Raw genomic sequence first — 20,820 nt, forward strand, 5'->3', positions numbered from 1 at the left:
CCCCTTGGCGGGGTCGCCGCCGGTGCCCTCCATCACGCCGTCGGCGTAGCTCCGCTCCACCTGCTGGTAGGCCCAGTGGGTGGCCGGTACGTCCGAAAAGTGCTGGACCGCCGACGCCCCCGCCGGGGCCGCCAGGCCAACGCACAGGGCGGCAGACAACAGCAGCGATACAGGTTTTTTCATGGTTTGCCCTCCTTGGTCGAATCTGAGTTACGATAAAATAAGTATACCGCCGCTTCCGCACAAGTGCAACCGGAAATGGACAGGACAGGGGGCGAAAAGGAGGTCCGAAGGCGGAAAAGGATTGCCTTGCCCCCCGCTTTATGGTACAATATCGGGCGACAAATACCGAAAGAGGGTCTTATACCAATGAAGCTAGGCATCGTGGGGCTCCCAAACGTGGGCAAGTCCACCCTGTTCAACGCCATCACCAACGCCGGCGCGGAGTCGGCCAACTACCCCTTCTGCACCATCGACCCCAACGTGGGCATGGTGGCCGTCCCGGACAGCCGTCTGGACTGGCTCAGCGAGCTCTACCACCCCAAGAAGACCACCCCCGCCGTCATTGAGTTCGTGGACATCGCCGGACTGGTGAAGGGGGCCTCCAGGGGCGAGGGCCTGGGCAACAAGTTTCTCTCCAACATCCGGGCCACCGACGCCATCGTCCATGTGGTCCGCTGCTTTGACGACCCCAACGTCATCCATGTGGAGGGCTCCACCGACCCCCTCCGAGACATCGAGATCATCGACATCGAGCTCATCATGGCCGACATGGAGATGGTCCAGCGGCGCATGGACAAGTGCGCCAAGATGGGTAAGACCGGCGACAAGAAGGCGGCCCACGAGGCGCAGGTGCTCCAGGGGCTCATGGACTGGCTCAACGCGGGCAAGTCCGCCCGTTCCTACCAGTGTGATGAGGAGGACGCCGCCCTCATCGCCCAGTCCGAACTCCTCTCCCTCAAGCCGGTCATCTATGCCGCCAACCTGGACGAGGCGGGCTTCTCCGACTATCAGAGCGTGGACTACTACCAGCAGGTGGCCAAGGTGGCCGCCGACGAGGGGGCCCAGGTCATCCCCGTCTGCGCCCAGCTGGAGGCCGAGATCGCCCAGCTGGAGCCCGACGAAAAGGCCATGTTCCTGGAGGACCTGGGCATTGCCGAGTCCGGCCTGGACCGGCTCATCAAGGCCAGCTACGCCCTGCTTGGTCTCATCTCCTACCTCACCTCCGGCGAGGACGAGTGCCGGGCCTGGACCATCCAGCGGGGCACCAAGGCCCCCCAGGCCGCCGGCAAGATCCACTCCGACTTCGAGCGGGGCTTCATCCGGGCCGAGGTGGTCTCCTTTGAGGACCTGAAGGCCAACGGCTCCATGAACGCCGCCAAGGAAAAGGGCCTGGTCCGCTCCGAGGGCAAGGAGTACGTGGTCCAGGACGGCGATATCATCCTGTTCCGGTTCAACGTGTAAGGGCAGATAAATTGCAGAGGAAAACCCCGCCCACGCCGCAGTCAAGCGGCGTGGGCGGGGTTTTGTCTGTTTGGGGTATGCTCCACCGTCATTCTGAGCCCTTTACCCTTCGTCATTCTGAGCCGCAGGCGAAGAATCCGTTGGCTCCCTCTCTGTGGGAGTCTTTCCATGACGCAAAAGGACGGGAGATGCGGATGCTTCGCTCCGCTCAGCATGACGTAGGGGTGGGGGGCGTTGACGGCGGGGCGCGGCTTGCCAGACGCGCCCAAACATGGCGGTGCGGGCTGGGGTGGGCCGATGGGGACATCGGCCCCTACGGTCACACCATACATGTTTCCCCCGCCGAACGCCGCCGCTCTCTTTCCCGTCTTCCTGAGCCCTTCACCCTTCGTCATTCTGAGCCGCAGGCGAAGAATCCGTTGGCTCCCTCTCTGAGGGAGTCGTTCCATGACGCAAAAGGACGGGAGATGCGGATGCTTCGCTCCGCTCAGCATGACGCGGGGGTGAGGGGCGTCGCGTTCCACACAAGGGTGGCGAGAGGGCTCACAGAGCGATGTCAAAGTTCTTTTTCTTGCAAGAAAAAGAAGGAGAAAAAAGGACTCAGTCGGGGATGTAGGCCCGGACCCGGAGCTGGGCGCCCAGGTCCTGGCAGAGGGCCCGGCACCGTTCGAGCTCCTCGGGGGACTTGTCCTTGTCCACCACGGTCATCATCACCGTGGGGACGTACTTGACCGCCTCCCGGGTGAAGTCCAGCATGGCCTTCCAGGCCAGAAGGCCGTCCCGGGGCCGGGTGACGGCCAGATATTCCTCCGGCGTGGAGCCGTTGAGGGAGATGGAGAGCACGTCGATGCGGCCCTTGAGGTCGGGGCAGACGTCCCGGCCCTGGAGGAGGCTGGCGTGGCCGTTGGTGTTGATGCGCACCGGCGGCAGACCGGGGGCCGTCCGCTTGAGCTCGTCCACCAGCCACAGAATGTCGTCGATGCGGAAGGTGGGCTCCCCAAAGCCGCAGAAGACCAGCTCCCGGTAGCGGTTCAGGTCCCGGTCCAGCAGGTCCCGGAGGGCCTCCTCCCGGGTGGGCTCGTGGTCCAGCCACAGGTCGTCGGCGTAGATGGACCCCTTGTGGCCGTTCTGCCGCAGGCAGAAGACGCAGGCGCAGTCGCACCGGTTGGTCAGGTTGACATAAAGGGCGTCCGCGTACTCATAGCTGATGGTCTCCATACCAATCCCTCCTCAGATGATATCAAAAAACCGTTTTCCGTTGTCCAGGGTGACGGCCAGGACCTCCTCCACCGTCAGGCCCTTGAGCTGGGCGATGGTGGCGGCGGTGAGAGGAATGAGGGAGGAGTCGCACCGCTCCCCCCGGTGGGGCACCGGCGCCATATAGGGGGCGTCGGTCTCCAGCATGATGCGGTCCATGGGGGCCAGGCGGATGACCTCCGGGGCCCGGCGGGCGTTGGTGAAGGTGATGTTGCCGGTGAAGGAGAGCAGCCAGCCCCGGTCCAGGGCCACCTTGGCGTCCTCGGCGCTGAGGGCGCAGCAGTGGAAGACCCCCCGGGCGTTGGGGTGGGCGCGGACGATGTCCAGACAGTCCCGGTGGGCGTCCCGGTCATGGACCACGACGGGCAGGTCCAGCTCCTCGGCCAGGGAGAGCTGGGCGTCGAAGAAGTCCCGGGAGAAGGCCCGGGCCTCCGGCTCCTTGACCCAGTAGTAGTCCAGCCCCACCTCGCCGATGGCCTTCACCTTGGGGTGGGCGGCCAGGGCCCGGACGGCGTCCAGGTCACGGAGGGCGGCCCCCTCCAGATTCTCCGGGTGGAAGCCCACGGCGGCATAGATGTAGTCGTATTGCTCCGCCAGGTCCACACACTGCCGGGAACTCTCCAGGTCGCAGCCGGGGCAGACCACCAGGTCCACCCCCTTGCCCGGCAGGGCGGAGAGCAGGGCGGCCCGGTCGGCGTCAAAGGCGTCGTCATAGTAGTGGGCATGGGTATCAAAGATCATGGCTCGGTCCTCGCTTTTTCATTTCATTATTTTAATCTTAACCGTTTTGCAGCTTTTTTTCAAGTGCGCTTTAACGCAAAAAAGCGGACGCCGGAGGCGTCCGCTTTTCATGTGTTTACAGGACCTTGGACAAAAATTCGATGGTCCGGGGCTCCTTGGGGTTGGCGAAGAAGGCGTGGGGCTCGTTCTGTTCCAGGATGTGGCCGCCGTCCATGAAGAGGACCCGGCTGCCCACCTCCCGGGCGAAGCCCATCTCGTGGGTGACCACCACCATGGTCATGCCCTCGTCGGCCAGCTGCTTCATGACCTCCAGCACCTCGCCCACCATCTCGGGGTCCAGGGCGGAGGTGGGCTCGTCAAAGAGCAGGACCTTGGGACGCATGGCCAGGGCCCGGACGATGGCGATGCGCTGTTTCTGGCCGCCGGAGAGCTGGGCGGGGTAGGCGTCCGCCTTGTCCTCCAGCCCCACCCGCCGGAGGAGGGCGGAGGCGGCGTCGTCGGCCTCGGCCTGGGCCATCAGGCCGGTGCGCACGGGGGCCAGGGTGATGTTTTTGCGGATGGTCATATTGGGAAAGAGGTTGAAGTGCTGAAAGACCATGCCCATCTGGCGGCGGATGGCGTCGATGTCCGTTTTGGGGTCGGTGATTTCGGTGCCCTCAAAGGAGATGACGCCGGAGGTGGGGGTCTCCAGCAGGTTGAGACAGCGCAGGAAAGTGGACTTGCCCGAGCCGGAGGGCCCGATGATGACCACCTTCTCGCCGGGGTGGATGTGCTCCGAGATGTCGTCCAGCACCAGATGGTCGCCGAAGGACTTGGAGAGATGTTTAACGTCGATCACTCTGACGCAGCCTCCTTTCCAGCTTGCCCTGGAGCCAGGTCAAGATCAGAACAAAAATCAGATACATCACGGCGATTCCGATGTAGGGGTACATGTAGTCGTAGATCTTGCCGCCGATGCCCTTGGCGTAATAGACCAGCTCGGCCCCACCGATGGCGGAGACCAGGGAGGTGTCCTTGAAGAGGGTGATGAACTCGTTGCCCAGGGAGGGAAGGATGTTCTTGAACGCCTGGGGGACGACGATGAAGCGCATGGTGTCAAAGTAGTTCAGGCCCAGGGAGCGGCCGGCCTCCATCTGGCCGCCGTCCACGCTCATCAGGCCGCCCCGGACGATCTCGGCCACATAGGCGCCGGAGTTGATGCCCAGGCCCAGCGCGCCCACCATGGCGTAGTTGCGGCTGCTCTTGAAGATAACAAAGCCCCAGATCAACAGCTGTACCATCATGGGGGTGCCCCGGATGACGGTGGTGTAGACCTTGCACAGGACGTTTATCAGCCCAAGGATGGGGTTGCGGCGGCCGGGCAGCTGCTGGTCGTGTGCGGTGCGGATCACGGCCACCGCCATACCCAGCACCACGCCGATGGCGAGGGCAATGACAGTCAGCTGTAAGGTGGTGGCGATGCCCTTGAGATAGAGCTGCCAGCGGTCAGCGACTAGGAATGCCTTGCAGATGCTCACATAAAAATCCTGCCAGAAGGGGAGTTCGGCTCCGGCCTTCAGTTGTTCTGCCAGTTGCTCGTAGAGCGGCTGCCAATTCATAGGCGAGGCTCCTTCCTTTTCATAACGTCAATACAAGAGGGCGGCTCTCCAGCCGCCCTCTTGCGTTGGATCAGAGGGATCAGTCCGCTTTGATGTACTTGTCCACGATGGCCTGGAAGGTGCCGTCGGCCTTCAGCTCAGCCATGGCGGCGTTGATGGCCTCCAGCAGGGCGGTGTTGCCCTTGGCCACGCCGATGGCGTAGTCCTCCACGACCCACTCGCCGGGCAGGGTGGTCAGGCCGGGGTTGGCCTCCACATAAGCCTGGGCGGGCTTGTCGTCGATGATGACGGCGTCGATCTGGCCGTTGACCAGGGCCTGGACGGCGATGGCGCCGTTGTCGTAGCCGATGACGTGCTCCTCGCCGTAGCCGCCGTTCTCAGGGGTGTCGGAGGCGTAGAGGAAACCGGTGGTGCCCATCTGGGTGCCGATCATTTTCTCGCCCAGATTGTCCATGGTCACGTCGGAGCCCTCCTTGACGATGACCACCTGCACGCCGGTGGCATAGCTGTCCGTGAAGTCCAGGACCTGCAAACGGTCCTCGGTGATGGTGACGCCGGCCATGACCATATCGCTCTTGCCGTTCTGAGCGGCCTCCAGAGCGGCGTCAAAGCCCATGTCGTCGATCTGGAGCTCCAGGCCCAGCTTCTCGGCGATGGCGCCGGCGACCTCGATGTCGATGCCCTCCAGGCCAGTGCCGTTGTAGCCCTCGCCGTCGGCCAGCATCTCATAGGGAGGGAACTCGGAGTTGGTGGAGAGGATCAGCTTGCCCTCCTCCACGGTGGTGAAGGCGGCCTCGCCGGCGGGCTCGGTCACAGCAGGGGTGGTCTGGGCGGGAGCGGTGGTCTCGGGGGCGGGGGTGGCGGCGGAGCCGCCGCCGCAGGCGGCCAGCAGGCTGAAGCTCAGGGAAGCGCCCAGGGCCAGGCAGAGCAGTTTCTTCATATTCATCATGTTCATTCTCTCCTCTTGGACCCGCGTGGGTCATTTGTTGTGTATGATTATACAACGGCTTCCCGGATAATGCAAGCCCTATTTTGAAAAAAAGATGGTTTTATGCAAAATGAATAGAATATAGGTGAATAAATGGATGTGCTGGTCAGGTTGGATAAAGAGCGGGGCAAAAAAGACCGGGCCGCTTTACAGCGGCCCGGTCTTTGTCAGCAGTCAGTTGACTGGCGGAGGGGTTCAGCCCTTGGTGCAGCGGTCGAAGAAGAAGAAGCCCAGAGGGGTGTAGTACATACCCTCGATGCCGTCGGTCAGCATGTACTTCTGGGTGTAGAAGTACAGGGGGCACAGGGCGTAGTCCTGACCCATGATGATGTTCTCGGCGTCGTGCAGCAGCTGCATGCGGACGGCGGGATCGGTCTCGGTCTTGGCAGCCTGGATCTTGGCGTCGTACTCGGCGTTGGAGTACTTGGCGTCGTTGTTGCCGCCGCCGGTGAGCCACATATCCAGGAAGGACATGGGATCGTTGTAGTCGGCGATCCAGCCGTTGCGGGCGATGGAGTAATCGCCGTCCTTACGGGTCTGGAGGAAGGTGGCCCACTCCTGGTTGTTCAGGGTGACGGTCACGCCCAGCTCCTTCTGCCACATGCCCTGGAGGGCCTCGGCAACGGCCTTGTGGGCGTCGTCGGTGTTGTAGAGGTACTCAACGACAGGGAAGCCCTCGCCGTTGGGGTAGCCGGCCTCGGCCAGCAGGGCACGGGCCTCATCGCAGTTGGCCTGGTAGTCGGCGTCGGTGGGGGCGTAGTAGTCGCCGCCAGTGGTGCGGAAGTCGTCGCCAGTGGCGCCAGCAGCGTCATACACACCGGCGGGCACGAAGCCGCCGGCCTCGACCTGACCGGTCTGGGTGATCTCGTTGACGATATAGGTGCGGTCAATGGCCAGGGTGAAGGCCTTGCGGACGCGGGGGTCGTCGAAGGGGGCCTTCTGAGTCTGGTAGCAGACATAGTAGGTGCCGATGTAGTCCACGATCTTCAAATCGCCGGAGGTCATCAGGCCGGCGATCTCGTCCACGGGCATCTGCTCGATGAAGTCCAGCTCGCCGGTCTTGAAGCCGTTGAGCATGGCGTTGGCGTCCTCCATCAGCTTGAAGGTGATCTTGGTGGGGCCCAGGTCGGCCACGCCGTAGTAGTGCTCGTTGGGCTCCATGACGATCTGGGAGTTGGTCTCACGGACGGTCATCTTGTAGGGGCCATTGGAGATGTAGGTGGCGGGGTCGTAGGTCCACTGAGCGTTGCTCACGATGTCCTCGCGCACGGGGAAGGTGGCGGGGAAGGCGCAGATCTCCAGGAAGTAGGGCAGGTCGGTGGCCAGGGTGACCTCGAAGGTCTTCTCGTCCAGGGCCTTGACAGCCAGGGTGGAGGGGTCGGCGTACTCAATGATCTCCTTGCCCTCCTCGTCCAGCTCGCCGGTGGGGGTGCCGTAGATGATCTCGCTGGCGCCCTTGACGCAGTCGATCATGTAGCTGTAATCAGCGGCGGTCTCGGGGTTAACCAGACGCTGCCAGGTGAACACGAAGTCCTGGGCGGTGACGTCCTTGCCGTCGGACCACTTGGCGTCGGACCGCAGCTTGAAGGTGTAGGTGACGGTGCCGTCCTCGTTGGTCACCTTCTCATAGCTCTCGGCCTGGCCGGGGGCCAGCACGGCGTTGGTGCAGCTGCCGTTGGTGCCATTGGTCTCCACGCCGGAGTCGTTCCAGCGCATCAGGCCCTCAAACATGTGGTTGAGCATGATGGCGCCGTCCACAGCAGTGTTCAGAGCGGGGTCGATGGACTGGGGCTCGGAGGCGATGTTGATGTTCATCTCAAAGCCTTCGCCGGTGGGGGCTTCGGTGCCAGGAGCAGGGGTACCGGTGGGAGCAGGGGTGCTCTGGGTGCCGCCGCCGCAGCCGGCCAGCAGACCGAACACGAGGGCCCCGGACAGAAGCAGAGACAGGAGCTTCGTCTTTTTCATAGTTTGACCTCCATCTTATAATTTCTTGTATCGTAGCGCCTTGCGGCGGGATACACAGACCCGGTCACAGCCGCCCGGCGGCCGCTATGCGGCCGCCAAAAGGCCGTGGCCTTTTGGGAATGAGGGTATTATACCACGGTTGTAACAATTCTGTAAAGAATGTGTTTCAAAAGAATGAAGCAAAAGATGGGGCATTTTTCCTTCTGGGTATTTCCGCTTGTCCTTCTGCGCATTTCTCTTGTCATTCTGAGCGAAGTGAAGAATCCGTTTCTCCCGTCCTGGAAAAAGGACGAGGGCGCGGATTCTTCGGCCTATGGCCACAGAATGACGAGGAGGGGGGCGCTTTCAAGATCCTTTTGCGGATTTCTTTTGTCGTCCCGCGCATTTCTCTTGTCATTCTGAGCGGAGCGAAGAATCCGTCTCTCCCGTCCCGGAAAAAGGACGAGGGCGCGGATTCTTCGTCCTATGGCCTCAGAATGACGAGGAGGGGGGCGTTTTCAAGGTCCTTCTGCGCATTTCTCTTGTCATTCTGAGCGAAGCGAAGAATCCGTTTCTCCCGTCCTGGAAAAAGGACGAGGGAGCGGATTCTTCGGCCTGTGGCCTCAGAATGACGAGGAGAAAACGGTCTGCCGCTTATTTGTCCAGCAGATGACAGGCGGCCCAGTGTCCGGGCGCGTGCTCCTTGAGCTGGGGGACGGCCTCTCGGCACCGGTCGGTGGCGTAGGGGCAGCGGGTGTGGAACCGGCAGCCCGAGGGGGGATTCATGGGGGAGGGGATATCGCCCTCCAGCACGATCCGCTGCCGGGTGCGGCTCACCTCGGGGTCGGGCACCGGCACAGCGGAGAGCAGGGTCTTGGTATAGGGGTGGATGGGGTGCTTGTTGAGCTCGTAGCTCTCGGCCAGCTCCACCAGGGTGCCCAGGTACATGACGCCGATGCGGTTGGAGATGTGGCGCACCACGGAGAGGTCATGGGCGATGAACAGGTAGGTGAGGCCCAGCTCCTGCTGCATATCCTCCAGCATGTTGACCACCTGGGACTGGATGGACACGTCCAGGGCGGAGATGGGCTCGTCGCAGACGATGAACTCGGGCCGCACCGCCAGGGCGCGGGCGATGCCCACACGCTGCTGCTGGCCGCCGGAGAACTCATGGGGGTAGCGGTTGGCGTGCTCGGTGTTCAGGCCCACCATGCCCAGCAGCTCCTTGATGCGCCCGGTGCGATCGGCCTTGCTGGGGCACATCTTGTGGATGTCCAGGGCTTCGCCGATGATCTCGCCCACCGTCATGCGGGGGTCCAGGGAGGCGGAGGGGTCCTGGAAGATGATCTGCATCTTCCGGCGGTAGGGGAGCATATCCACCGCCTTCTCACGGGGGACCGACTTCTTCACCAGGGTGGTCTCCTCGGTGAGGGAGCCGTCCTTGCCCTTGACCTGGACGGTCTTGGGGGCGAAGGGGTACTCGTGCTCATAGATGGTCTGGCCGTCGTAGACGATCTTGCCGGAGGTGGGCTCATGGAGCCGCAGGATGGTGCGGCCCAGCGTGGTCTTGCCGCAGCCGGACTCGCCCACCAGACCCAGGGTCTCGCCCCGGCGGATGAAGAGGGAGACGTCCTCCACCGCCTGGACGCCGGGACCCTTGACGCCCTTGATGCCGAAATACTTGGTCAGGTGGTCCACCTGTACCAGGATATCATTTTTCTCACTCATGGTCGCCCGCCTCCTTGTTCTCGGCCGCCGCGGGCCCGGTCTTTCCTGCGGCCACCTGCTCCTGCACCCGCAGCCAGCAGGCGGAGCGGTGGTTGTCGCCCAGCTCCACATAGGGGGGCATCTTTTGCAGGCAGATCTTCATGGCGTGCTCGCACCGGGGGGCAAAGGGACAGCCGTCGGGGGGATTGAGCATGTCCACGGGGGTGCCCTCGATGGGGATGAGCCGCTCGTAGCTCTCGGCGTCCACCCGGGGCATGGACCGCAGCAGACCGATGGTGTAGGGGTGGCCGGGCTTGTAGAAGATGTCGTCCACGGGGCCCTGCTCCACCATCTTGCCGGCGTACATGACGCTGACCTTGTCGCAGATCTCGGCCACCACGCCCAGGTTGTGGGTGATGAAGATGATGCCCATGTGGGTCTTTTTCTGGAGGTCCTTCATGAGCTCCAGGATCTGGGCCTGGATGGTCACGTCCAGAGCGGTGGTGGGCTCGTCGGCGATGAGCAGCTGGGGGTGGCAGATGAGGCCCATGGCGATCATGACCCGCTGCCGCATACCGCCGGAGAGCTCGTGGGGGTACTGCTTCATCCGCTTTTCCACGTTGTTGATGCCCACCAGCTCCAGCATCTCCATGGCCCGCTTGGCGGCGTCCTCCTTGGAGACGTTCTTGTCATGGGCCTTCAGGGCCTCCATGAGCTGGTTGCCGATGGTGTAGACGGGGTTGAGGCAGGTCATGGGGTTCTGGAAGATCATGGCGACCTTGCTGCCCCGGAGGGCCACCATCTCCTGCTTGTTCTTGGAGAGCACGTCCTCCCCCTCCAGGGTGATGGAGCCGCCCACCACCTTGCCGGGGGACTGGAGCAGGCCGATGATGGAGTAAGCCTCCACGCTCTTGCCGGAGCCGGACTCGCCCACGATGCCCATGACCTCGCCGTAGTTGAGGTCGTAGCTGATGCCGCCCACCGCCTTGACTTCGCCGGCGGGGGTGAAGAAAGAGACGTGGAGGTCCTTCACTTCCAGCAGCTTGCCGCTTTTCTCGTTGTTTTCCATACTGTCTCCTCCTCTCTTATTTCTTCAGCCGGGGATCCAGAGCGTCGCGCAGGCCGTCGCCGAAGAGGTTCAGGCACAGGATCATGACGCTGAGGATGATGGCGGGGATGAACAGTCGATAGGGATAGGTGGTCAGGCCGCCCAGGGCGTCGGAGCACATGGAGCCCAGGCTGGTCATGGGAGCCGAGACGCCCATGCCCAGGAAGGACAGGAAGGACTCGGTAAAGATGGCCGAGGGGATCTGCAGGAAGGTGGTGGTGACGATCTGGCCGATGCAGTTGGGCAGCAGGTGCCGCCGGATGATCCGGCCGCCCTTGGCGCCCAGGGCCCGGGCCGCGGTGACGTACTCCTGCTGCTTGAGCTGGAGGATCTGGCCGCGGATGATGCGGCTCATGGTCACCCAGTACAGCAGGCCGAAGGCGATGAAGATGGAGATGAGGTTGGGGCCCAGGATGGTCACCAGGTTCTGGAGCGGGCCGTTGCCCGAGTTCTGGAAATTCTCCAGGATGGGCTTGAGGGTGGCGGAGAGGAGCAGGATGATGAGCACCTCGGGGATGGTGTAGATGATCTCCACGATGCGCTGCATCACCGCGTCCACCTTGCCGCCGCAGTAGCCGGAGACGGAGCCGTACAGGGCGCCGATGACCAGCACAATGATGGCGCAGCAGATGCCCACGATCATGGACACCCGGGCGCCCACCATGGTCCGAACCATGATGTCGCGGCCGTGCATATCGCAGCCGAAGACATGGGGGAAGACGAACTCGCCGTTGGCCTTGCGCTGAAGCTCCTCATCGGTGTAGCCGAAGAGGCGGGGCTTCAGCTCGCTGGCGCCGCCGGCCTTGATCTGGGCCCGGATCTGGGCCTCCTCCAGCCGGCTGAGGGTGCGGCCCTCGGCGGCGGCCTCCTGCCGGGCCTGCTCGATGGCGGCCTCCGGGTCCTGGGCCGCCCGGTCCTCCAGGGAGTAGTGCCAGGGGTGGAGGTTGTTGGCACCCCGGATCTGCTCGTCGTAGTCGTAGGGCACAAAGAAGGGCCCCACAAAGGCAAACAGGGCGATGAGAATGACGATGACCATGGCCACCATGGCCACCCGGTTGCGGCGCAGCCGCCGCCAGGCGTCCCTCCAGTAGGACACGCTCTTGCGGTCCTGGATGAAGCTGGCCTTCTCCTGGGTGCTGGCGGGTTCGAAGGAGCCCTCCGGCAGGTCGTTCCAGCTCAGGATGTCCTCAACGTCGGGCTGGAGGGAGCCGAGTACCTTCTGATGTTTTTTCTCTGCCAACTCAGTTTCCTCCCTTGCTCAGATTGATGCGCGGGTCCACCAGCTTGTAGAGCAGGTCCACCAGCAGGTTCATCAGAATGACGAAGGCCGCCAGGAAGATGGTGGTGCCCATGATAACGGGATAGTCGCGGGATTGGATGGACATGACGAAGTAGCGGCCCAGGCCGGGGATGGAGAAGACCTTCTCCACCACGAAGCCGCCGCACAGGGTGAAGGCCACCTGGGGCCCCAGGTAGGTGATGACCGGGATGAGGGCGTTGCGCAGGGCGTGCTTGAAGATGATCTTCTTGTTTTTGAGGCCCTTGGCCCGGGCGGTCTTGATATACTCCTGACCCAGGGAGTCCAGCATGGCGGTCCGGGTCTGGCGGGAGAGGTAGCACATGGGGTAGAAGCCCAGAGCCGCGCAGGGCAGCACATAGCTCTTCCAGGTGGAGGCGTCAAACGCGGTGGGGAAGAGCTTCAACCCCTCGATGCCGCCGGTCAGGAGGAAGAGCAGGATGGTGGCCACCACGAAGCCCGGCATGGATATGCCTATGGTACAGACCACACGCAGCAGACTGTCCACCCAGGTCCCTCGCTTGAAGGCGGCCAGACAGCCCAATGGGACGCCGATCAATATGGCCCATGCAATGGCAATCATGCCGATCTTGGCGGAGATGGGGAACATGCTGGTGATGATATCCAGCACGGGACGGTCCTTCTGCATCTTGATGGAGTTCCGGAAATTGCCGTGGGCAATGTCCTTGAGATACAGGCCCAGCTGGACGGTCACCGGTTTATCCAGTCCGTACTTCTCATTCAGGGCTGCGATGGTGGCCTCGGAAGGAGTCTTCTCCGACAGCCACGGGTTGCCCGGAATGGCGTTCATCAGGAAAAAAGTGAGGCAAATCACGATAAACAATGTGACCACAGCCATCAGCACTCTTTTCAAAATGTATTTTGCCATTTTTTCACTTCCCACTTTTCTGTATTGTATATTTTTATCTCACGACAGGGGGAATATCCCTGTGGACAGTTCCATATATTTTATACCATAAACTTTTGTCCGTCAAGGGAAATACGGCTCCAAATTGATGGAATCTTTTTGGAATCCTGCAAGTGTGTTCCACAGAAGAACAAAATCGGGATGCTTTGTACACCGAAACCTGCATTACAGTATCAATGTAAAGAAGTGATGCAGTAAAGTGTGGATAAAAATGCAAAATGCGGTGTTTGGAATGCATCCCGAACAATGAAAATACCGCCGCTCTCCCGGCGCCTGTGCCGGAAAAGCGGCGGTATTTTACGCTCAGTCGAAGCCCAGCCCCATGTACCCCCGGCGGTACTCCCGCCAGGTCTTGGCCAGCTCGGGGCGGTACCACTTGACCATGGCGAAGGACTGGAGGTAGCTGCCGGCCAGCCCGTCCCAGAAGGGAGGGGTCCGCAGGTGGTAGCGGCGGGCGGGCATCCGGTCAGCCAGGAGGGCGGCGCCGCCGGCCTGGGCGGCGGGGGGCAGGAGCAGCTCTTTTACCAGGACCGTGTCCTCGTCCAGGTACTCGGCGGCGGCCAGCCCCTCCTTCCCGGCCACAGTGAGACGGAAGAGGTCGCCCCCCTCCATCCGGGACAGGCCCTGCTGATAGGCCAGGAGGGATTCGCCGTATGTGACCCGGAAGCTCCCGGCGAGCAGCCGCTCCCGGAGGGCGGCGTAGTCGGCGGGGGAGACCGGGGCGATGCGATCCCCGTCGGCGGGCGGGTCCACCATGCCCTGAAGGAGCTCCACCTTCCGGGTGGAGCAGGTGGGCTCAAAGCCGGTGGTGGCGAAGTAGCGGTAAAGGGAGGGCTCGGCGGGCACGATGGTGACGCAGTCCTTCCCGGACTCCTGGAGGTAGTAGTCCACATAGTTGAGGATGAAGCGGCCAAAGCCCTTTTTCCGGGCGTCGGGGTGGGTGGCCAGGGCGTAGATATAGGCCGAGGAGAGGGTCTCGCCCTGGGGAAGGGTCACCGTCATCGGAAAGAGGGCCACCATGGTCCAAACCACCCCGTTTTCCAGGAGGAGGAGCACCTGGCTCTCCTCGCTGTGGGCATAGAAGTAGTCGATGTAGGCGTCGTCATCGCCGAAGGCCAGCTTCCAGAGCTCCTTCTGCCGGGGGATCTCCTCCGGGCGGGCGGGACGGATCTCGATCATGGGGATGCGCTCCTTTCAGGCGGCGGGCCGGGCCCTGCGCCGCAGAATGATCTTCTCGACAGCAGTTTATCATGTGCGGATAGATCGCGCAAGGGTTTCTTGCCTTTGGGTCCAGTATAGCGCATTAAACCGGACTCTAAACGCAGAGGGTCAGAGAGCAGGAAAAAGCCGCGCTCCCTGTGGGAGCGCGGCTGGCAGGGGTGCTTTGTCAGTAGCCGGGGTAGATCTGGCTTTTCTTGGGCAGGATGATGGCGGCGATGATATAGAGCAGGATGCCGGCCCCGCCGAAGAGGGTCAGAGCCGCCCACAGCAGGCGGACGATGCTGGGATCGATGCCGAAGTACTCGGCGATGCCGCCGCACACGCCGCAGAGCATGGCGGCGCCGTATTCGGTGCGGTAGAGTTTTTTCTGTCCATCCATGATTGCGTCCTCCTTATCTGAACATTAGTATGCCAGAAGAAGATGAAAAAATCTTTTCATGATTCTTAAAAATAGATTAGGAATGGGGCTGCCGTCAGGACTGGCCCTCCTCCAAATCCAGGAGGGTGCCCTTTTCATATTTGAGCCGGTGGACCTCATTTTTGGTGATCTTCTGGATGTCGTCCATGCGCATGGCCTCGGTGATGGTGGACACCAGGGTGTAGGCCACGCCGTGGCGCTTGGCCCGCCCGGTGCGGCCAATGCGGTGGACGTAGTACTCGTTTTCGTCGGGGACATCGTAGTTAAAGACCACGTCCACATCGTCGATGTCCAGGCCCCGGGCGGCCACGTCGGTGGCCACCAGCACCCGCAGCTCGCCCCGGCGGAATCTGCCCAGGGTCTTCTCCCGCACCGACTGCTGGATGTCGCCGTGGATGGCCTCGCAGGTGATGCCCCGCATCCGCAAAAGGCCGGTGAGCCGGTCGGTCATGTTCTTGGTGTTGCAGAAGGCGATGGCCCGCTCATAGCCGGCGGCGTCCAGGATGCGGGCGGTGATCTCCGCCTTCTCATTCCGGTCCACGTCGATGCGGTACTGCTGGATGTCGGGCTTGTTCTGCTCGTCGGGCCGGACGACGATCTCCACCGGGTCCCGCTGGTAGACCCAGGAGATATCCATGACCTCCCGGGAGATGGTGGCCGAGAACATGCCCATGTTCCGGCGGTGCTTGATCTGGTCCAGGATGCGGGTGACGTCGTGGATGAAGCCCATGTCCAGCATCCGGTCAGCCTCGTCCAGGACCACGGTCTGGACCTGGTCCAGCCGGACGGTGCGCCGCTTCATGTGGTCCATGAGCCGGCCCGGCGTGGCCACCACGATCTGGGGCCGCTTTTTGAGCTGGGTGATCTGCTTGTCGATGGGCTGTCCGCCGTAGAGGACCACCGCCCGGACCCCCTCCTTGAACTCGCACAGGTCCCGCAGCTCGTTCATGATCTGGATGGCCAGCTCCCGGGTGGGGGCCAGCACCAGACCCTGGACGGCGGCGTTTTCCGGGTCGATGTGCTCCACCATGGGGATGCCGAAGGCAAAGGTCTTGCCCGTGCCGGTGGGGGCCTTGGCGATGACGTCGGCCCACTGCATGAAATAGGGGATGGCGCCCCCCTGGACCGGCGTGGCCTGGGTATAGCCCTTCTTGTCCAGCGCCCGCATGATCTCCGGGGAGAGCCCCAGCTGGTCGTAGCGGACGACTTCGTTTACCTGCTCGCCGTTGATTTCCATAGGTGCATGATCCTTTCTGTTTTCAGCTTGCCCGATCCAAGGTCCCCCGCAGGCAAGCGGAACCCCAGCTCCGCACCCAGACGCCTTTTTTCCAAGGCGCGACCTCAAATCATTGCTTCTGCCGCAAATATATCACGAAAACGGGGGAAATGCAACCGATCACCCCGGATCCCGCCGAAAAACATGGATTCGGAAGGCGGCTGTCACCCGCAGCCGGTCCAGCTCCTCCAGCCGGGCGGCGCCGGCCTTCGGGGTCTTCCACCGGTAGGGGGTCATGGAGAAGAGGTCCCGGATGGCGTCCCGATCAGGGAGCTCCAGCACCGTCTCCACCGGGACCACCTCCAGGTAGGAGAAGCCCTCGTAGGGAATGTCCTCCTCTTTGTTGAGGTAGGGCTGCTCGTAGAGGACCTCCTTGAGCTCCCAGAGGTGCCGGGCCGCCGGGACCACGTAGAGGTAGACCCCGCCCGGACGGAGGACCCGGCGGAACTCGTCCAGAGCCAGGGGGGAGAAGCAGTTGAGGAGGAGGTCTACAGAGCGGTCAGCCAAGGGAAGATGGTAGACCGAGGCCACGGCGAACTCCACCGCCTTCTCCCGCCGGGCGGCCCACCGCAGGGAGGGCTTTGAGAGGTCCACCCCGGCCATCTGCTCCACCTGGCCGGTCCCGGCCAGGGCGGCGTAGAGACCGGCGGTGTAATAGCCATCGCCGCAGCCGGCGTCCAGCACCGCCGCCCGGCTGGGGGCGTAGGTCAGGGCCAGACGGCACAGGGTCTCCCGCAGGGGGGCGTACCACCCGCCGGAGAGGAAGCGGTTCCGGGCGGCGGCCATGGCCTTGTCGTCGCCGGGGTCCTTGGCGTGCTTCTGGTTGGCGGGGAGGAGGTGGACATAGCCCTCCCTGGACCGGTCAAAGCTGTGGCCCTTGGGGCAGACATAGGTTTTCTCCGTCCGGGTGAGGGGAGCGGCGCACAGGGGACAGCAGAAGAGACTCATGGCCGTACCCCTCAGCCGATGCCGCCGTAGACGATGCCCAGCACCAGCACGGCGGCGGAGAGGAAGACGTAGACGTACTTGGCCAGAAAGTCGAAGGCCCGGCCCAGGGGACGGGTGCGGCCCTCCATGAGCTCGGCCCGGATGGCCTTGAGGCCCAGGACCCAGTAGATCATGACGGCGGCCAGCACAGCGCCGAAGGGGGAGATATAGATGGTGACGGCGTCCATCCAGGCCCCCATGGCGGGCAGGGCCTCCAGAAAGATGGAGACGCCGAAGGTGACGCAGCCCACCGCCACCATGGAGACCTTCCGGGGGAGCTTTGCCCCCTTGCTCAGGGACTCGCCCACCGCCTCCAGCATGTTGATGAGGGAGGTGATGCCGGCAAAGAGGACGGAGACAAAGAAGAAGAGGGCCAGCACCCGACCACCGGGCATCTGCTGAAAGACACGGGGGATGGTGATGAACATAAGGGAGGGGCCGCTGTTGGGGGCGATGCCGAAGGCAAAGACAGCGGGGAGGATGGCAAAGCCGGAGAGCAGGGCGGCCATGGTGTCCAGGAGGGCGGTCATCACCGACTGGCGGATGATGTTCTCCGACTTTTTCATGTAGCTGCCGTAGATGAGCATGCCCGCGCCGTTGATGGACAGGGAGAAGAACGCCTGCCCCATGGCCATGACCCAGGTCTCGAATTTGAGGAGATAGGACCAGTCGGGCTCCAGCAGATAGCGGTAGCCCTCCGCCGCGCCGGGGAGGAAGGCCACCCGGACGGCGATGACCAGGAAGAAAAGGTAGAAGGCGGGCATCATGAGCTTGCTGATCTTCTCGATGCCGGCGGCCACGCCCAGCACCAGAACGGCCACGGTGACGGCGATGACGATGAAGTGCCAGGGAATGGAGCCGAAGGAGACGGCCAGCTGGTCAAAGTAGGCGTCGGGCTGGCTCGTCAGCAGGGAGCCGGTGAGGGCCCCGGCGGCGTACCGCAGGACCCAGCCCACCACCACCGAATAGCCGATGGCGATGCCCAGCACACCCAGCAGGGGGAGAATGCCCAGAATCCCGCCGCCCTTCCGGCCCCGTGCTTTCATGGCGTAGTCAAAGGAGCCCCGGGCGCCGGTGCCGGTGAGACGGCCAAAGGCAAATTCGCCGGAGAGGCCCACATAGGAGAAGAGGGCCACAAAGAGGAAGTAAGGGATGAGAAAGGCGCCGCCGCCGTACTGGCCCACCCGGTAGGGGAAAAGCCAGATATTGCCCATGCCGACGGCGGAGCCCACCGCCGCCAGAACGGCGCCGGCAGAAGAGTTGAATTTGTGTTCGTGGTGGGACATAGGGTCCTCCTTGTGTGTTGTGGTGGGGCCGACGCCGGCCCGGCGGGATCAGCCCCGGGCGTCCAGGGGGACGAAGGGCTGTATGGGGGCCACGGCCTTGTAGGCCGGGCGGATGATCTTGTTGCCTGGGTTGTAGACCTCCTCCAGCCGATGGGCGCACCAGCCCACCATCCGGGCCATGGCAAAGAGGGGGGTGTAGAGCTCCTCGGGGATGTCCAGCATCTGGTAGACCAGACCGGAGTAGAGATCCACATTGGCGCACAGGGGCTTGTCGCCCCCCCGGAAGCCGTTGATGACCTCGGGGGAGAGCCGCTCCACCGACTCCACCAGGGCAAATTCCCGGGTCATGCCGGTCTCCTCGGCCAGGCCCCGGGCGAACTGCTTGAGGAGCTTGGCCCGGGGGTCGGAGCGGGTGTAGATGGCGTGGCCCATGCCGTAGATGAGGCCGCTGCGGTCGCCGGTCTCCCCCTTGAGGAGGCGGAGGAGAAAGTCCTTCACCTGGCCGTCGTCCGTCCAGTCGGAGACCCCCTCCTGAATATAGTGGAACATCTCCATGACCTTCTTGTTGGCGCCGCCGTGGCGGGGGCCCTTCAGGGAGCCCACCGCCGCCGAGATGGCGGCGTAGATGTCGGTGCCGGAGGAGGAGAGGACCCGGCAGGTAAAGGCGGAGTTGTTGCCGCCGCCGTGCTCGGCGTGGAGGACCATGCACAGGTCCAGCACCTTGGCCTCCTGCTCGGTAAAGCGGTTGTCATGCCGGATGGCGTAGAGGAAGTTCTCCGCGAAGGAGAGCCCCTCCTGGGGGCGGTGGAGGTAGAGGGAGTCGTTGTCGAAGTAGTGGCGCTTGGCGGCGTAGGAGTGGGCCACGATCATGGGGCACCGGGCCACCAGCTGGAGGGCCAGTCGGAGCTCATTTTCCAGGCTGTGGTCCTCGGGGGCCTCGTCGTAACAGTAGAGGGCCAGGATGCACCGGCCCAGCCGGTTCATGATGTCCCGGCCCGGGGCCTTGAGGATCATGTCCTCGGTGAAGTTGGCCGGCAGGGGCCGGAGCTGGGAGAGGACGGCGTTGAAGTCGGAGAGCTGCCGCCGGGTGGGCAGGGCCCCGAAGAGGAGCAGATAGGCGGTCTCCTCAAAGCCGAAGCGGCCCTCGGAGGTAAAGCCCTGGATGAGTTCCTCCACGTTGATGCCCCGGTAGATGAGCCGGCCCTCCATGGGAGCCCGCTCGCCGTCCTGGATATAGTAGCCCTGGACGTTGCCGATCTGGGTGATGCCCGCCATGACGCCGGTGCCGTCGGCGTTCCGGAGCCCACGCTTCACGTCGATGTGTTCATAGTGGCTGGGATCAATGTAGTTATGCTTCTGGAATTCTCCGCATAGACTCTGGATAAAGTCCCTGGATCGTGTCGCTCCGGTCATGGGTGGTTCCCCCCTCAAAAAATAGTACCCTACATTTTACGCCCTGGGCGCCGGTCCGTCAAGCGAGAAAGCGGGCCCGGCTCCAATGGAAAGGCCCTTTCGGCCATGGAGGTTGCATATGATACGGACGCTACGCCCTGTGGCGGCCACCGCCCTGCTGCTGCTTCTGGCGGTGTTCCTGCTCCCCATGCTCCTGTTGGGGAGGCCGGAGGGGGAAGGGCCGGAGGAGACCGGTCCCCTCCCCACCGCCTCCCTGCCCATCCAGAGGCCCACTGCCCAGGGCGGGGCGGGGGGAGACGGGGCCACTCTGGTCCGGGTGGCCATGCCCGACGGGACGACGGCCTCCCTCACCATGGCGGAATATCTGTGGCGGGTGGTGGCGGCGGAGATGCCGGCCTCCTTTGAGCCCGAGGCCCTCCGGGCCCAGGCCGTCACCGCCCGGACCTATACCCTCTATCAGATGAGCATCGGGCCCAACCCCAGCCATCCCGACGCCGATGTGTGTACCAACATCTCCTGTTGTCAGGCCTACCTCGCCCCGGAGGAGGCCGCCGCCAGATGGGGGGCGGAGGCCCAGACCTGGGGAGAAAAAATCGCCCGGGCGGTATCGGATACCGACGGACAGGCCATCCTTTATGAGGGGAAGCCCATCGACGCCGTCTTTTTCTCCTCGGCGGCGGGGCGGACCCTGGACTCGGTGGAGGTGTGGGGGGGCAGCGTGCCCTACCTGGCCAGCGTGGAGAGCCCGGAGGGGGAGGAGGTCCCCAACTACCACACCACGGTCACCGTGCCGGTGGAGGAATTTCGGACCGTCTTCCTCACCCAGCACCCGGAGGCCGACCTATCGGGCGCGCCGGAGGGCTGGTTCCGAAACCGGGTGTCCACCTCCTCCGGCGGGGTGGACACGGTGGAGGTGGGGGGCGTTGCCGTGAAGGGGACCGCCCTGCGGACCCTGTTCGACCTGCGCTCGGCCAACTTCTCTGTCGCGGCGGACGGGGAGAAGGTCACCTTTTCCGTCACCGGCTACGGCCACGGGGTGGGCATGAGTCAGTACGGTGCCAACGCCATGGCCAGGGCGGGGAGCGGCTGGCGGGAGATCCTCACCCACTACTATACCGGCGTCGTTATCGGCCCCTGGAAAAAGACGTGAGGGCCGTTCCTCTGTCCTGCCCCAAAAAATTTTTGAA

At 63.4% G+C, this 20,820-nt stretch carries 18 protein-coding genes and 1 pseudogene; 2 read left to right on the forward strand and 17 right to left on the reverse strand.

What is annotated here, in order from left to right; all coding sequences use genetic code 11:
• Nucleotides 1–183: pseudogene (locus Q0Y09_RS11730) on the reverse strand (hypothetical protein); the annotation flags it as partial.
• Between the two features lie 186 nt (nucleotides 184–369).
• Here Q0Y09_RS11730 and ychF point away from each other — a divergent pair.
• Nucleotides 370–1,464, forward strand: coding sequence for a redox-regulated ATPase YchF (ychF, locus tag Q0Y09_RS11735; protein WP_297721847.1), 1,095 nt, complete (start codon nucleotides 370–372; stop codon nucleotides 1,462–1,464).
• Between the two features lie 600 nt (nucleotides 1,465–2,064).
• Here the strand turns inward: ychF and Q0Y09_RS11740 are convergent.
• From Q0Y09_RS11740 to Q0Y09_RS11815, 16 genes are all read right to left on the reverse strand, one after another.
• The gene (locus Q0Y09_RS11740; protein WP_297721850.1) at nucleotides 2,065–2,682 is read right to left on the reverse strand and encodes a TatD family nuclease-associated radical SAM protein; all 618 of its coding nucleotides are present in this window, start codon (nucleotides 2,680–2,682) and stop codon (nucleotides 2,065–2,067) included.
• 12 nt (nucleotides 2,683–2,694) lie between these two features.
• Nucleotides 2,695–3,462 carry a TatD family hydrolase gene (locus tag Q0Y09_RS11745; RefSeq protein ID WP_297721853.1) on the reverse strand — a complete coding sequence of 256 codons (768 nt, stop codon included), beginning with the start codon at nucleotides 3,460–3,462 and terminating at the stop codon, nucleotides 2,695–2,697.
• A 115-nt stretch (nucleotides 3,463–3,577) separates the two neighbouring features.
• Nucleotides 3,578–4,300, reverse strand: coding sequence for an amino acid ABC transporter ATP-binding protein (locus Q0Y09_RS11750; RefSeq protein ID WP_297721856.1), 723 nt, complete (start codon nucleotides 4,298–4,300; stop codon nucleotides 3,578–3,580).
• On the reverse strand, nucleotides 4,287–5,060 hold the full coding sequence (locus Q0Y09_RS11755) for an amino acid ABC transporter permease (protein WP_297721859.1): 774 nt from the start codon (nucleotides 5,058–5,060) through the stop codon (nucleotides 4,287–4,289). Before Q0Y09_RS11755 ends, Q0Y09_RS11750 begins: the two co-directional genes overlap by 14 nt.
• Nucleotides 5,061–5,139: 79 nt before the next feature.
• On the reverse strand, nucleotides 5,140–6,009 hold the full coding sequence (locus Q0Y09_RS11760; RefSeq protein WP_317380473.1) for a transporter substrate-binding domain-containing protein: 870 nt from the start codon (nucleotides 6,007–6,009) through the stop codon (nucleotides 5,140–5,142).
• Between the two features lie 234 nt (nucleotides 6,010–6,243).
• The gene (locus tag Q0Y09_RS11765; protein WP_297721862.1) at nucleotides 6,244–8,013 is read right to left on the reverse strand and encodes a peptide ABC transporter substrate-binding protein; all 1,770 of its coding nucleotides are present in this window, start codon (nucleotides 8,011–8,013) and stop codon (nucleotides 6,244–6,246) included.
• A 633-nt stretch (nucleotides 8,014–8,646) separates the two neighbouring features.
• Nucleotides 8,647–9,720: an ABC transporter ATP-binding protein gene (locus Q0Y09_RS11770; protein WP_297721865.1), complete on the reverse strand. Its 1,074-nt coding sequence runs from the start codon at nucleotides 9,718–9,720 to the stop codon at nucleotides 8,647–8,649.
• A complete protein-coding gene (locus Q0Y09_RS11775) occupies nucleotides 9,713–10,768 on the reverse strand; it encodes an ABC transporter ATP-binding protein (RefSeq protein WP_297721868.1) in 1,056 nt (351 codons plus the stop codon). The genes Q0Y09_RS11770 and Q0Y09_RS11775 overlap by 8 nt, the downstream gene beginning before the upstream one ends.
• A 16-nt stretch (nucleotides 10,769–10,784) precedes the next feature.
• Complete coding sequence (locus tag Q0Y09_RS11780) at nucleotides 10,785–12,047, reverse strand: ABC transporter permease (RefSeq protein ID WP_297721871.1); 1,263 nt, start codon at nucleotides 12,045–12,047, stop codon at nucleotides 10,785–10,787.
• A 1-nt stretch (nucleotide 12,048) separates the two neighbouring features.
• On the reverse strand, nucleotides 12,049–12,993 hold the full coding sequence (locus Q0Y09_RS11785; RefSeq protein ID WP_297721874.1) for an ABC transporter permease: 945 nt from the start codon (nucleotides 12,991–12,993) through the stop codon (nucleotides 12,049–12,051).
• A 342-nt stretch (nucleotides 12,994–13,335) separates the two neighbouring features.
• A complete protein-coding gene (locus Q0Y09_RS11790; RefSeq protein WP_297721877.1) occupies nucleotides 13,336–14,211 on the reverse strand; it encodes a GNAT family N-acetyltransferase in 876 nt (291 codons plus the stop codon).
• Between the two features lie 208 nt (nucleotides 14,212–14,419).
• A complete protein-coding gene (locus Q0Y09_RS11795) occupies nucleotides 14,420–14,632 on the reverse strand; it encodes a PspC domain-containing protein (protein ID WP_297721880.1) in 213 nt (70 codons plus the stop codon).
• A 94-nt stretch (nucleotides 14,633–14,726) separates the two neighbouring features.
• Nucleotides 14,727–15,908, reverse strand: a complete 1,182-nt coding sequence (locus tag Q0Y09_RS11800) for a DEAD/DEAH box helicase (RefSeq protein ID WP_297721884.1) — start codon at nucleotides 15,906–15,908, stop codon at nucleotides 14,727–14,729.
• A 159-nt stretch (nucleotides 15,909–16,067) separates the two neighbouring features.
• Complete coding sequence (locus tag Q0Y09_RS11805; RefSeq protein WP_297721887.1) at nucleotides 16,068–16,895, reverse strand: putative RNA methyltransferase; 828 nt, start codon at nucleotides 16,893–16,895, stop codon at nucleotides 16,068–16,070.
• A gap of 11 nt (nucleotides 16,896–16,906) precedes the next feature.
• Nucleotides 16,907–18,220, reverse strand: a complete 1,314-nt coding sequence (locus tag Q0Y09_RS11810; protein ID WP_297721890.1) for a sodium-dependent transporter — start codon at nucleotides 18,218–18,220, stop codon at nucleotides 16,907–16,909.
• A 48-nt stretch (nucleotides 18,221–18,268) separates the two neighbouring features.
• Nucleotides 18,269–19,633 carry a citrate/2-methylcitrate synthase gene (locus Q0Y09_RS11815; RefSeq protein WP_297721893.1) on the reverse strand — a complete coding sequence of 455 codons (1,365 nt, stop codon included), beginning with the start codon at nucleotides 19,631–19,633 and terminating at the stop codon, nucleotides 18,269–18,271.
• Between the two features lie 118 nt (nucleotides 19,634–19,751).
• Here Q0Y09_RS11815 and spoIID point away from each other — a divergent pair, with 118 nt between their 5' ends.
• Nucleotides 19,752–20,783, forward strand: coding sequence for a stage II sporulation protein D (gene spoIID, locus Q0Y09_RS11820; protein ID WP_297721896.1), 1,032 nt, complete (start codon nucleotides 19,752–19,754; stop codon nucleotides 20,781–20,783).
• Nucleotides 20,784–20,820: the final 37 nt, after the last annotated feature.

The organism is Intestinimonas sp. (assembly GCF_026169115.1).
Classification (GTDB): domain Bacteria; phylum Bacillota; class Clostridia; order Oscillospirales; family Oscillospiraceae; genus Intestinimonas.

Coding starts and splice junctions, on each gene's coding strand:
- ychF (WP_297721847.1), top strand. CDS start 370: ATGAAGCTAGGCATCGTGGGGCTCCCAAACGTGGGCAAGTCCACCCTG.
- Q0Y09_RS11740 (WP_297721850.1), bottom strand. CDS start 2,682: ATGGAGACCATCAGCTATGAGTACGCGGACGCCCTTTATGTCAACCTG.
- Q0Y09_RS11745 (WP_297721853.1), bottom strand. CDS start 3,462: ATGATCTTTGATACCCATGCCCACTACTATGACGACGCCTTTGACGCC.
- Q0Y09_RS11755 (WP_297721859.1), bottom strand. CDS start 5,060: ATGAATTGGCAGCCGCTCTACGAGCAACTGGCAGAACAACTGAAGGCC.
- Q0Y09_RS11760 (WP_317380473.1), bottom strand. CDS start 6,009: ATGATGAATATGAAGAAACTGCTCTGCCTGGCCCTGGGCGCTTCCCTG.
- Q0Y09_RS11765 (WP_297721862.1), bottom strand. CDS start 8,013: ATGAAAAAGACGAAGCTCCTGTCTCTGCTTCTGTCCGGGGCCCTCGTG.
- Q0Y09_RS11770 (WP_297721865.1), bottom strand. CDS start 9,720: ATGAGTGAGAAAAATGATATCCTGGTACAGGTGGACCACCTGACCAAG.
- Q0Y09_RS11775 (WP_297721868.1), bottom strand. CDS start 10,768: ATGGAAAACAACGAGAAAAGCGGCAAGCTGCTGGAAGTGAAGGACCTC.
- Q0Y09_RS11785 (WP_297721874.1), bottom strand. CDS start 12,993: ATGGCAAAATACATTTTGAAAAGAGTGCTGATGGCTGTGGTCACATTG.
- Q0Y09_RS11790 (WP_297721877.1), bottom strand. CDS start 14,211: ATGATCGAGATCCGTCCCGCCCGCCCGGAGGAGATCCCCCGGCAGAAG.
- Q0Y09_RS11795 (WP_297721880.1), bottom strand. CDS start 14,632: ATGGATGGACAGAAAAAACTCTACCGCACCGAATACGGCGCCGCCATG.
- Q0Y09_RS11800 (WP_297721884.1), bottom strand. CDS start 15,908: ATGGAAATCAACGGCGAGCAGGTAAACGAAGTCGTCCGCTACGACCAG.
- Q0Y09_RS11805 (WP_297721887.1), bottom strand. CDS start 16,895: ATGAGTCTCTTCTGCTGTCCCCTGTGCGCCGCTCCCCTCACCCGGACG.
- Q0Y09_RS11810 (WP_297721890.1), bottom strand. CDS start 18,220: ATGTCCCACCACGAACACAAATTCAACTCTTCTGCCGGCGCCGTTCTG.
- Q0Y09_RS11815 (WP_297721893.1), bottom strand. CDS start 19,633: ATGACCGGAGCGACACGATCCAGGGACTTTATCCAGAGTCTATGCGGA.
- spoIID (WP_297721896.1), top strand. CDS start 19,752: ATGATACGGACGCTACGCCCTGTGGCGGCCACCGCCCTGCTGCTGCTT.